This is a genomic window from Arenimonas sp., assembly GCF_022842045.1.
Taxonomy (GTDB): Bacteria; Pseudomonadota; Gammaproteobacteria; order Xanthomonadales; family Xanthomonadaceae; genus Arenimonas.
Genome location: NZ_JALHQI010000078.1, coordinates 1 through 11,765, shown reverse-complemented (window position 1 = coordinate 11,765; position 11,765 = coordinate 1). Strand labels below are relative to the sequence as shown.

Here is an 11,765-nt window from a genome sequence, read left to right as displayed (position 1 = left end):
GCCGCCGCGGCCGCCGCCGCGGTCGTGGCCGCCCAGGCTACCGCTGGACCCGGCGGCCCTGCCCGTCCGGTTGCGCAGCCGCCCCCGATCCCCGAGGCCGCCCCCGCCGCGGCCAGCTGGAACACCGGCCCGCGCGAACCGGACGTGTTCGAGAAGGCCATCGGCGTGGTCAAGGGCTGGCTGTTCGAAGGCAACGTGCCGGTGAAGCTGGGCGTGCTCGTGCTGCTGTTCGGCGTCGCCGCCGCCATCAAGTACGCGGCCGACGCCGGCTGGCTGACCCTGCCGATCGAGTTCCGCCTCGCCGGCATCGCCGCGGCCGCCATCGCTGGCCTGGTCTGGGGCCTGCGCCGCGCGCCGGAGCAGCCGGCCTTTGGCCTGAGCCTGCAGGGCGGCGCCATCGGCGTGCTGCTGCTGGTGGTGTTCGCGGCCTTCCGCAACTACGAGGTGCTGGGGGCGATGCCCGCCTTCGCGATGATCGTGGTGCTGGTGGCGGGCGCCAGCGTGCTGGCCGTGAAGCAGGATGCCCCGGCGCTCGCCGTGCTCGGCTTCATCGGCGGCTACCTGGCACCGGTGCTGCTGTCCACCGGCACCGGCAACCACGTGGCGCTGTTCGGCTACTACGCCGTGCTCAACGCCGCCGTGTTCGCGATCGCCTGGCACAAGCCGTGGCGCGCGCTGAACCTGGTGGGCTTTCTCTTCACCTTCCTCATCGGCGGCCTGTGGGGCGCGAAGTACTACACGCCGGAGAAGTTCGCGACGGTCGAGCCCTTCCTTGTGTTGTTCTTCCTGTTCTACGTGTCGATCCCGGTGCTGTACGCGCTGGCCGGCCGCGCACGCAACGGCAAGGTGGATGGCACGCTGCTGTTCGGCACGCCGCTGCTGGCCTTCCCGATGCAGGTGGGGCTGGTGGGCGACGACCGCTTGGGGCTGGCTTTCAGCGCGGTGTTCGTGGCCGCCATCTACGCGGGCCTGGCGCTGTGGGCGCAACGCAATGCGCGCCTGCGCGACCTGGCGCAAAGCGCCGCCGGCATCGGCGTGGTGTTCGCCACGCTGGCCATCCCGCTGGCACTTACGGCGCAGTGGACCTCGGCGGCCTGGGCGCTGCAGGGCGTGGGCATGGTTTGGCTGGGCCTGCGCCAGGACCGGCGCCTCGTGCGCTGGATGGGCCTGCTGCTGGTGGTGCTGGCGGCGGGCGCGTGGGTCGTCAGCTTGTTCGATCATCGCGGCGACATCGCCGAGCGCTTCCTGCTCAACGGCCATGCGCTGAACCTGGCGCTGCTGACGCTGGCCTGGCTGGCGGCGAGCTGGCTCTACCATCGCGCCGGCAAGGCGGTGGCGCTGCAGATCGTGCTTTTCCTGGGCGGCCTGTTCTGGTGGACCGTGCTGGGCCTGCGCGAGATCGAGATAAACATGTCGCCGCAGTTCGATGCGCTTTACTACGGCGGCTTTGCCTTGCTCACCGCCGTGCTGGCGGCGCTGCTGCGCGGGCCCATGGCCTGGCCGCGGCTGTCTTGGCCGCTGGCGGCGTCGGTGGTGCTGATGCTGCCGCTGTCGCTGTCCTCGCAGTATCACTATGAACTGACGCTGTTCGATGCGCCGCTGGCTTTGTGGTGGCTCTGGTTCGCGCTCGCGCTGCCGACCCTGGCCGCCCTGCGCGAGCCGCGCTCGGCGACGATGCCGCTCGCGCACATCGCCTGGCTGATCGCCGTGTCGGCGGCGGCCGGCGTCACCCTGATGCGCGTGCTGGGCGATCGCATGGACCTGGCCGATGGCTGGCTGCTGCCGGCCGTGCTGGCGCCGCTGGCGCTCATGTTCGCGCTGGCCTGGCGCCACCCGGTCCTGGCCGGCTGGCCGCTTGCCAACGACTTCCCGCGCTGGCGCCCGGCGTGGCTGGGGCTGGCGGGCCTCGCGCTCGGCCTGGGCTGGGTGTTTGGCAATTTCCTGCCCGGCAACAGCGACCCGCTGCCCTGGATCCCGCTGCTCAACCCGCTGGAGCTGTCGCTGCTGCTGGGCCTGGTGGTCGCGGCCGCGGCGCTGCGATCGCGCGACGACGCGAACCGCCTGGGCGCGCTGGCCTGGGCGGGCGCTGCGCTGTTCGTGCTCACGATGGCCGTGCTGCGCGCCTGCCACCAGCTGGCCGACCTGCCCTGGTCGCCCGAAATCCTGGGCGAAACCCTGGCGCAGGCCAGCCTCACCGTGGCCTGGTGCGTGGCCGGCGTCACCGCTTGGATACTGGGCTCGCGCCGCCGCGACCGCGCACTGTGGTGGCTGGGCGCAGGCCTGCTCGGCGTGGTGCTGCTGAAGCTGGCGTTCGTGGACCGCCTGTTCGTCGGCAACATCGCCGGCATCGTTTCCTTCCTGGTCGTGGGCGGGCTGCTGGTGATCGTCGGCCGCATCGCCCCCACCCCACCCCGTTCGGAGTAAGCGCATGCGCTCTTTGTTGATGCTGGGACTGCTGGCGGCCGGTGCCGCCCACGCCAACACGCCGCAGGACTACGCGCGGCAGTGGCCGGTGCTGGCCGAAGGCGATGCCGCGGCCTACGTGCTGGAGCTGGACGCGGAGGTGCTGCAGCACGTCAGCCGCGCCGACCTGCGCGACCTCGCGGTGTTCAATGCCGACGGCGAGCCGGTGCCCTTCGCACCCCTGCCGTTCGAGCACACCGAGCAGAGCCGCCTCGAGCCGGTGGCGTGGCTGCGCGTGCCGCTGCCGGCGCCCGGGCAGCCCGAAAGCCTGGCGCTCCGCCTCGAGCGCGACGCCGGCGGCCACCTGCGCGGCCTCGACCTGCGCACCAACGACAGCACCCCCACCCCGCCCGAACGCCACGACCTGCTGCTCGACCGCGGCGACGATCCGCCGCCGGTGTCTGCCCTGCACGTACAGTTGGGCGAAGGTGCCGTGCTGCCCGTCAACCTGCGCGTGCGGCTGAGCGCCTCCGACGACCTGGCCGACTGGCAGGAGATCGGCCGCGGCATGCCGCTGGTGGCGCTGGACGACAACGGCCTGCGCATCGAGCGCCTGAAGCTCGAGTTCACCGGCAGCAACGCCCGCTACCTGCGGCTGTCGATCGAGAACGACGGCCAGTGGCCGGTGATCGGCGCGCTGCAGGCCGAGCGGCGCCTGCGCGGCGCCGACTCGCGCGAATGGAAAACCCTGTCGCTGGACGGCACGCCGGTGGCCGACGCACCGGGCAGCTTCGACTACACGAACCCGGCCCGCGTGACCGTCGAACGCGTGGACGTGGTGCTGCCGACCGCCAACGCCGTCGCCGCCGTGGCGATCACGACCCGTGACGACGCCGAAGGCTGGTGGCGCAACGTCTACAGCTTCGTCGCCTTCCGCCTGGGCAACAACGGCGATGAAGTGCGCCACGTCGCCCCGCCGGTCAACCGTGTCCGCGACCGCCAGTGGCGCATCGCCAGCAAGCCGGCGCTCGCCAAGGCACCGACGCTGCAGCTGCAGTACCGCCCCGAGCGCTTCGTGTTGCTGGCCCAGGGCCCGCGCCCCTACACCCTGGTTGCCGGCAGCGTGCGCGCCGCGCGCGAGGACTACCCCGTGCAGGCAGCGCTCGCCGCCTCGAGCACGCCGCCGCAGCCGGCCACCCTCGGCGAAGGCAGCGAAGCTGGCGGCGCCGCGGCCATGGCACCCAAGCGCGGCGAGGACTGGCAGCGCTGGGTGCTTTGGGCGGTGCTGGCACTTGGCGCCGGCCTGGTGCTCTTGGTGTCGCTGCGCGTGCTGCGCCAGCCCAAGCCGGAATAGTCCGGCAGTTCGCGCCGACAAGGAGAAAGGCAACGTGACTGATCCGAGGAACAGCACCTACCCAAACGCGGGCCGAACCCCATCAGGCCTCGTGAACTCGAGCGTCACCACGGCCTTCGAACTTCCCGGGCAGCGCGTGGTGCGCAGCCTGGGCGTGGTCCGCGGCATCACGGTCCGCTCCCGCTCCGTCGTGGGCAACTTCCTGGGCGGCATCCAGTCCCTGTTCGGGGGCAACATCACCATCTACACCGAGCTTTGCGAGCAGGCGCGCCAGGAGACCTACCGCGACATGGTGCAGGAGGCGCGCAGGCTCGGGGCGAACGCCATCATCGGCATGCGTTACGACGCCACCGAGATCATGACCGGCCTGACGGAAGTGCTTTGCTACGGCACGGCGGTCGTCGTCGAGCCCGACGGCACCAAGGCGTAGCCGGCCAGGCTCGGGTCTGTCGCCGAGTCCCCGCGGCACCCGGTTTGCCAGCGATTGACACACGAAAAGTGCTACTTTAGTGTCACTTCATGCGCACCGAACTCGTCACCACGCTAAAGCGCCAGGCCACGGAACTGCTCGCGGATGTCGAGCGGGACAAGCAGCCGATCCTGATCACGCAGCATGGTTTGCCCAGCGCCTATCTGGTCGATGTGGAATCCTACGAGCTGCAGCAGGAACGGATGACTGTCCTCGAGGGCATCGCGCGCGGTGAAATGGCGATCGCCGAGGGCCGGACCCTGAGCCATGCCCAGGCCGGGAAGCGCCTGGGCAAATGGTTGAAGTAATCTGGACGGAGCCGGCGTTGGCGGATCTCGAAGCCATCGCGGACTACATCGCACTGGAGAACCCGGCGGCCGCGGCCGCCCTGGTCAGGCGCGTCTACGAACACGTGGGCCAGCTCGCCGTACATCCCGCCAGTGGCTCCCGCGTGCCCGAACTGGGGCCGCGGAGCCGGTACCGCCACCTCGTGGAACCGCCCTGTCGCGTCCTTTATCGGCACGACCGTCAGCGGGTCCACGTCGTGCACGTCATGCGGACGTCGCGAATCCTGCGCCCGCTGGACCTGGATCGCCTCACGCCACCAGAGTAGGCCCAGCAAGCCGCGGCCAATCCATTGGAGACCGACATGCCCCGTTCGAACGCCGTGTTCCCAGCAAGGTTCTACGTCGTGCTTTTGCTGGTCGGTATCGCCAGCTTCCTGGCCCACGAGTTCGCGCACTGGCTCACGGGCGCCCTGCTCGGTTACGAAATGGTGGCCACGCTCAACTCGGTGACGCCGCTCGGCTCGGTGACCTCGCGCGACCTGGCCCTGATCGCCGGTGCCGGGCCATTGCTCACGGTGGGCCAGGGGCTGGTGGGGTTCTGGCTGGTCGGAAAGTCACGCAGCCACCTGGGCTTCGCCCTGCTCTACATCGCCTTCTTCATGCGGCTGCTGGCGGCCGGCGTGAGCGTGCTCAACCCGAATGACGAGGCGAAACTTAGCCAGCTGCTGGGACTGGGCACCTGGACCTTGCCGGTACTGGTGGTTGGCGGGCTGCTGGCGCTCGTGGTGGTCGCGAGCCGGCGCCTGCAGCTGAAGCTTCGCGACCAGCTGCTCTGCTATGTGGTCGCGTCCGTCTCTGTCACCTTGGTCGTCGGCGTCGACATGGCCGTGTGGCCAAAGGACTGAACTCAGCCCGCGCCAGCGATCGCAGCCAGTCGTTCGCGCAGCACGGCCAGGCCGAGCGCGCCTGAGCCACCCGGCGACACCCGTGCCTCCAGGCTGGCCTGCGGATTGGCGCCGGCCATCGGCAGAGGCTCAACGGCAGCAAGGCGATAGGCCTCGCGGAAAGGCAAGCCGGCGACCGCGAGTTCCACCGCCTTGTCGGTGGCGAACATGCCGTCGTCGAAGGACTGCGCCAGCCGCTCGGGCTTCCACTGCAGGCCGCGCAACAGGTTCGGCAGCAGCGCCAGCGCGCCCAGGCCGCGGCCGAAGGCATGGAACAGCGCGCCCTTGGTGTACTGCAGGTCGCGGTGGTAGCCGCTGGGGAGGGACAGCAGGTTCTCGAGTTCGGTGCGGGCGGCGGCGACGCTGGCGTAGGTGGCGCGCATCAGCTCGACCAGGTCGGGGTTGCGCTTGTTGGGCATGATCGAGCTGCCGGTGGTGTACTGCGGCGGCAGGCCAACGAAGCCGAACTCGGCGGTGGTGAACAAGCTCAGGTCCCAGGCCAGGCGGCGCAGGTCGAGCATGGCGGCGCCGAGCGCGTCCACCGCGGCGATCTCGAACTTGCCGCGCGAAAGCTGGGCGTAGATCGGGCTGACTTGCGTGCGGGCGAAGCCGAGTTCCTTCGTGCTGCCCTCGCGGTCCAGCGGCAGGTTGACGCCGTAGCCGGCGGCGGTGCCCAGCGGGTTGGCGTCGATCCAGTCACGGGCCTGGCCGGCGCGCACGGCGTTGTCGACGAAAGCCTCCGCGAAGCCAGCCCACCACATCGCGGTGGACGAGACCACGGCGCGCTGCAGGTGGGTGTAACCGGGCATCGGCAGCGCCTCGGCCTCGGCGCGCTGCAGGCAGACCTCGGCGGATTCGCGGCACACCGCCTGCAGTTCGCCCAGCTTGCGCTTGAGCCACAAGCGTGTGGCCACCAGCACCTGGTCGTTGCGGCTGCGGCCGGTGTGGATCTTGCGGCCGGTATCGCCCAGGCGCTCGACCAGGCGCGATTCGATGGCCGAATGGCCGTCCTCGAAGCGCTCGTCGAGCACGAAGTCGCCGGACAGCAGGTCGGCGGAAAGCAGCGACAGCTCCCGGCAAAGCGCCGTGCACTCGTCTTCCGTGAGGATGCCGATGCGGGCCAGGCCGCGGGCGTGCGCCGCGGACGCCGTGATGTCGTCCTGGATGAACTCGCGGTCCAGCAGCACGTCGCCGCCGGCCAGGAAGGCCTGGATGCGCGGGTCCACCTCCACGCCGGGTTTCTGCCAAAGCAGCTCGCTCATGTCGGGATTCCCATCGTTTCCGGCAGGCCGAAGGCCAGGTTGAGGTTTTGCAGGGCCTGCGTCGCCGCACCCTTGAGCAGGTTGTCGAGCGTGGCCACCACCACCAGCCGGCGGCCGTCGGCCGACAGCGTGAAGCCGCCGACTTCGGCACCGTGGCGGCCGGCGATGCGGCTGACCCAGGGGGCCTCCTCCAGCACCTGCACCAGCGGCTCGCCGGCGTAGGCCGCGCGGTACCGTGCGCGCACGGCATCGAGCGTCGTGGCCTCGGCCAGGTGCAGGTTGGCGGTGAGCGTGATGCCGCGGAAGTGCGGCGCCACGTGCGGCATGAACTCGATCGCGTGGCCGAGCTGGCGGGTCACCTCGCGCTCGTGCACGTGGCCGGTCAACGCGTACGGCATCAGGTTGTCGCGCAGCTTGTCCGGGTCGTTCTTGTCCGAAGCGCTGGTGCCGGCGCCGGAGTAGCCCGACACGCCGAAACATTGCACCGAACCGGTGAGCCAGCTGCGCATCGGCGCCACCGCCAGCTGCATCGCCGTGGCGTAGCAGCCCGGGTTGCTGATGCGGGTCGCGCCGGGCGCGGACGCGCGGGTCAGCTCGGGCAACCCGTAGTGCCAGATGTCATCGAAGCGGTAGTCCGCCGACAGGTCGACGAGCACCGTCCGAGGCGCCTTCGCGTCCAGCGCGGCCACGAACGGGGCCGCCATGCCGTTGGGCAGCGCCAGCACCAGCGCGTCGGCGCCCTGCCCCGCGGCCGCCTCGGCATGCAGGTTCACGTAGCGCAGGTCGCCGGCATAGGCTGGCTCATGGTCGGCCAGCCGCTGGCCGGCGCGCTCGCGCGAGGACACGAAGCCGAGCGTGAAGCGTGGGTGCGCCGCCACCAGCTTGATGAGCTCGGCGCCGACGTAGCCGCGGGCGCCGACCAGGCCGAGGGAAATGGACCCGTTCACTGCAGCGACTCCCGGGAGACCACGGACAGGCTCACGGCACCACCCCATGTTCCAGCTTGAAATCAAGGTGCCGGCGAATCGTCGGCCACTCGTTGTCCAGGATGGAGTACACCGCGGTATCGCGCAGGTGCCCATCCGCCATCCGCATCTGGCGCCGCAGGATCCCGTCGAAATGCGCGCCCAGCCGCTCGATCGCCTTGCGCGAGCGCTGGTTGAACACGTGCGTGCGCAGTTCGACCACGCTGCAGCCCATCGCGTCGAAGGCGTGCCCCAGCAGCAGCCGCTTGGCCTCGGTGTTGAGCGCCGTGCGCTGCACCCGCTGTGAGTACCAGGTGTAGCCGATCTCCAGGCTGGGGATTACCGGATCCATCCGGAAGAACCGCGTGCTGCCCACCGGGTCGCCGGCCGCATTGCGGACCAGGAACGGCATCGCCGTGCCGGCCTCGCGGTCCTCCATCGCCCTGGCGATGTAGCCGCGCACCGTCTCCGGCCCCGGCACCGTGGTGTACCAGAGGTTCCACAGCTCACCGTCGGACGCCGCGGCGAGCAACTCCTCGCCGTGCTCGCGCTGCAGCGGCTCCAGCGTCACGTGGATGCCTTGCAGGATCGGCGGGATGGTCCAGTGCAGGTTGGTGATCATGTCAGCCCTTGAGCGTGGCCGGCCGGGCCAGGCAGTGTTCGACGGCGTAGCGTACCTGCTCCCAGCCCTCCAGCCCGTACCAGAACACGTTCCACTTATCGCCCTTCATGCAGCCGTCGGCCTCGTCGAAGTAGAAATCGTTGACCGGGTTGCCGGCGCGGGCGCGCCAGAACAGCTGCGGCGTCTCCGCCCGCATCACCTGCCAGGCCGCGCGCCCCAGGCCTTCGCCCTGCGCATCGTCGCTGACCGCGAACTTGTCCAGGTGCGGAATGCCGTCCTCGAGCGTGATGACCAGCGCGGCGCGGTAGTGCTCGCTGACGTAGGCCTTGTAGAGCGGGGTCTTCTCGAAGTAGTCGGGCGCCAGCTTGCGCCCGAAGCCCGACTCGATCAGCGACTTCAGCCGTTTGAGGTCGAGCTTCTTCCACGAGGTGACGCTGCGCACCTGCTCGCCGCGGCGCACCAGCGTGCCCGAGCCGCGGTGCGTGAACAGCTCCTTCGCCAACTGGTCGGGGCGCGTGATCGAGACCGAGCTGGCCGGCGGCAGCGCCATCAGCAGGTCGTGGATCTGCTCGATCTTCACCTTCATGCCCGAGTGCAGCCACGGCTGGCGCAGCAGCTCGGCGTACTCGGTGCTGAGGTTGATCGAATCGATCACGTTGCCGTCGCCGTCGAGCAGGCCGCCGGTACCGGTGAGGAAGATGATCTTGTACGGCTGCAGCGTCTTGACCAAGTCGTTCGCGGCCCAGTCGGCGTTGACGTTGAGGATCTGGCCGCCGGCGGTCTCGCCCAGCGAGGCGATCACCGGGATCGAGCCGACCTTGATGGCGGCCTGGATGCTGGCCACGTGCACGGCCTCGACCTTGCCGACCAGCCCGTACTTGCGCTTCGAGAGGAAGTCGCACTCGAACACGCCCGAGGTGATCGAGGTGGCGCGCACGCCCTGGGCCTGCAGCGCCTCGACCAGGCGCAGGTTCTCCTGCTGCGACACGCGGCGAACGATGGCCAGGCCGGCGGCGTCGGTGACGCGCAGGCCGTCCACCGTGACCTTCTCGATCTTCGCGGCCTTCATCTCCTCGTCCAGCTGCGGGCCGGCGCCGTGGATGACAATGGGCGTCAGGCCCACCTGCTGCAGGAACGAGAGCGAACTCACCAGCGCATCGAGGTCGTCGCGCAGGATCGCGCCGCCGACCTTGACCACGGCGAAGCGCTCGGCGTCGAGCTGGCTGAAGCGCTTGAGGTACTGCTGGATCTCCTTGGCGCTGGCCATGTTGGACAGCAGGCGGACGATCGTGGTGCGCATCTCAGTCATGGTCAGGGTCGGCAAGGCAGGCGGCGGAGAACGGAAGCGCCCTCCGGAGGGTTTCGGGCTGGCCCGCGGCGACGGCGGGGGCGGCAAGGGTTAGCGCATTCATGAGGCCTCCAGCAGGCGGACGTAATGACGGGCAACGGTTTCAAGCTGCTCCAGCGCGACCCACTCGTCGGCCGTGTGCGCCTGCGCGATGTCGCCCGGGCCGAACACGAAGCTGGTCAGTCCGGCGGCCGAGAACAGCGAGGCCTCGGTCCAGAAATCCACGGCATTGCCAATCGGCAGGCCCAGTTCGTCGGCGAGGTCGCGCGCGGCAAGCCGCTTCGCCTCCGCCCCGGCGATGTCGCCCGCGGGCAGCGAGGGGCCGCTGAAGGTTTCTTCGTACGCGGCCAGCGCCGCGGGGTCGGCGAAGCCGCGGAAACGCGCATGCAAATCCGCCGGTGACTGCGACGGCAAGGGCCGGAAACCAAAGCGCAGCTCGGCCCGCGGCGCGATCATGTTGGCCTTGATGCCGCCCTCGACCCGGCCGATGTTGAAGCGCAGACCGGTGAGTCCGCCGAAGCGCGCGTGGTCCAGCGACTCGACATGGTCCAGGGCCCGGTCGCCCCAGCGGATCGCCGCATGCAGCGCGCTGGCCGTGCGCGCCTGCTGGCCGGACGCATGACCGGCCTGCCCGGTGAACTGCATCAGCACCGAGCTGATGCCGCGGTGCGCCAGCACCGCCTCGCCCATCGTCGGCTCGGCCACGATCGCTTCGGTGAAGCCGTGGTCGGACGCGAGGAAGGCGGCGATGCAGCGCGCGTCGTTGGCCTCTTCGTCGCTGGTGAACAGGAAAGCGGCATCCCCCGCTGTGCGCGCCGCCGCGGCCAGCAGGCCGGCCGCGGCGCCCTTGATGTCGCAAGCGCCCAGGCCGATGGCGCGGTCGCCGGCGACGCGCAGCACGTGCGGGTCGGCGCTCCAGCCCGGCGACGAAGGCACGGTGTCCAGGTGCACGTTGAACACCCGCCTCGGCGCGCCGCGCACGGCCAGCAGCGAGACCGCGCCGGCGCCGTGGTCGGTGACGGTGCAGGTGAAGCCCGGCAGGCGGGCCCGAAGGTAATCGAAGATGCCGCCCGTGCCGATGGCGCGCGGCGGGTTGCGCGTGTCGAAGGAAACGAGGGCTTCGAGGTGCTTGAGTACGTCCTGGATCATCGGGCAGTCCGGTTGATTTCGGCCCAGAGGCTGCTGCTCATGCCATAGAGGCGGATGAAGCCTTCGGCCTCGGCCACGCCCCAGTCCGCCGACTGCGCGTAGGTGGCGCCCTTGGCGTGCAGCAGGTGCGGCGAGCGCACGGCCACGGCATCCACGCGGCCACCGTGGGTTTCAAGAACCACTTCGCCGTTGACGCAGGCCTGGCTGGACTGCAGGAAGGCCTCGAGGTCGGCCTTCAGCGGATCGTTGTAGAAGCCCTCGTACACCAGCTCGACCCACTTGCGCGCGACTTCGGGCTTGAAGCGGTTCTGCTGTTTGGTCAGCACGGCTTCCTCGAGCGCGCGGTGGCCGGCCAGCAGCGCCGCCAGGCCCGGGGCCTCGAAGAGGATGCGGCCCTTGAGCCCGATGGTGGTGTCGCCGGTGTACAGGCCGCGGCCCACGCCGTACTTCGCGAACAAGCCATTGAGCTTCGCCAGCAGCGCCGCGCCCGCCATCGGCTGGCCGTCGAGCGCCACCGCCTCGCCCTGCCGGAACGTGAGCGTGGCCCGCAGCGCCTGCGCCGGCCATTCGGCCCGCGTCGCGCACCAGCCGCGGGCGCCCTCGCCCGGGGCTTCCCAGCGGTCGATCTCGCCGCCGGACATGGTCAAGCCCAGCAGGTTCTCGTTGATGGTGTAGCTCTTCTGCTTGGCGCGCACCTCGAAACCGCGCTGCTCCAGGTAGGCCTGCTCGTAGGCGCGGGTCTGGGTGTGCTCCTTCTGGATCTCGCGGATCGGCGCCACGATCTCGTAGTCGCCGGCCGCCTTCACCGCCAGGTCGAAGCGCACCTGGTCGTTGCCCATGCCAGTGCAGCCGTGCGCGATCGCGCGCGTGCCGAGTTCGGCGGCGCGCTTGAGCGCGGCGTCCACGATCAGGTAGCGGTCGGACACCAGCAGCGGGTACTGCCCCTGGTAGCCCTCGCCCGC

At 70.2% G+C, this 11,765-nt stretch carries 12 protein-coding genes; 6 read left to right on the top strand and 6 right to left on the bottom strand.

The annotated features are described in order from the left end of the window. The 6 genes from Q0C12_RS13140 to Q0C12_RS13115 form a co-directional block, all read left to right on the top strand. Positions 1–2,424 (top strand): DUF2339 domain-containing protein (locus Q0C12_RS13140; RefSeq protein WP_290890921.1); only part of this gene is annotated, 2,424 nt, incomplete at its 5' end. A 4-nt stretch (positions 2,425–2,428) separates the two neighbouring features. Then, positions 2,429–3,757 carry a DUF3999 family protein gene (locus Q0C12_RS13135; RefSeq protein WP_290890919.1) on the top strand — a complete coding sequence of 443 codons (1,329 nt, stop codon included), beginning with the start codon at positions 2,429–2,431 and terminating at the stop codon, positions 3,755–3,757. Positions 3,758–3,848: 91 nt separating this feature from the next. Beyond that, the gene (locus Q0C12_RS13130) at positions 3,849–4,187 is read left to right on the top strand and encodes a YbjQ family protein (RefSeq protein WP_290890917.1); all 339 of its coding nucleotides are present in this window, start codon (positions 3,849–3,851) and stop codon (positions 4,185–4,187) included. An 89-nt stretch (positions 4,188–4,276) separates the two neighbouring features. After that, complete coding sequence (locus Q0C12_RS13125) at positions 4,277–4,534, top strand: type II toxin-antitoxin system Phd/YefM family antitoxin (RefSeq protein ID WP_290890915.1); 258 nt, start codon at positions 4,277–4,279, stop codon at positions 4,532–4,534. Continuing rightward, positions 4,522–4,839, top strand: coding sequence for a type II toxin-antitoxin system RelE/ParE family toxin (locus Q0C12_RS13120; protein WP_343212463.1), 318 nt, complete (start codon positions 4,522–4,524; stop codon positions 4,837–4,839). The genes Q0C12_RS13125 and Q0C12_RS13120 overlap by 13 nt, the downstream gene beginning before the upstream one ends. 36 nt (positions 4,840–4,875) lie before the next feature. Continuing rightward, positions 4,876–5,418, top strand: a complete 543-nt coding sequence (locus Q0C12_RS13115; protein ID WP_290890912.1) for a hypothetical protein — start codon at positions 4,876–4,878, stop codon at positions 5,416–5,418. A 2-nt stretch (positions 5,419–5,420) separates the two neighbouring features. On the opposite strand, the gene Q0C12_RS13110 is transcribed toward Q0C12_RS13115, so the two are convergent. The 6 genes from Q0C12_RS13110 to Q0C12_RS13085 all read right to left on the bottom strand — a co-directional run. Next, complete coding sequence (locus tag Q0C12_RS13110) at positions 5,421–6,719, bottom strand: argininosuccinate lyase (protein WP_290890910.1); 1,299 nt, start codon at positions 6,717–6,719, stop codon at positions 5,421–5,423. Continuing rightward, positions 6,716–7,666: an N-acetyl-gamma-glutamyl-phosphate reductase gene (gene argC, locus Q0C12_RS13105; protein WP_290890908.1), complete on the bottom strand. Its 951-nt coding sequence runs from the start codon at positions 7,664–7,666 to the stop codon at positions 6,716–6,718. Before argC ends, Q0C12_RS13110 begins: the two co-directional genes overlap by 4 nt. Before the next feature lie 31 nt (positions 7,667–7,697). Further along, positions 7,698–8,306: a GNAT family N-acetyltransferase gene (locus Q0C12_RS13100; RefSeq protein ID WP_290890906.1), complete on the bottom strand. Its 609-nt coding sequence runs from the start codon at positions 8,304–8,306 to the stop codon at positions 7,698–7,700. Between the two features lies 1 nt (position 8,307). Further along, complete coding sequence (locus tag Q0C12_RS13095; RefSeq protein WP_290890904.1) at positions 8,308–9,615, bottom strand: acetylglutamate kinase; 1,308 nt, start codon at positions 9,613–9,615, stop codon at positions 8,308–8,310. Between the two features lie 99 nt (positions 9,616–9,714). Next, on the bottom strand, positions 9,715–10,803 hold the full coding sequence (locus Q0C12_RS13090; RefSeq protein ID WP_290890902.1) for an acetylornithine deacetylase: 1,089 nt from the start codon (positions 10,801–10,803) through the stop codon (positions 9,715–9,717). After that, positions 10,800–11,765 (bottom strand): argininosuccinate synthase (locus tag Q0C12_RS13085; RefSeq protein ID WP_290890900.1); only part of this gene is annotated, 966 nt, incomplete at its 5' end. The genes Q0C12_RS13085 and Q0C12_RS13090, both read right to left, overlap by 4 nt.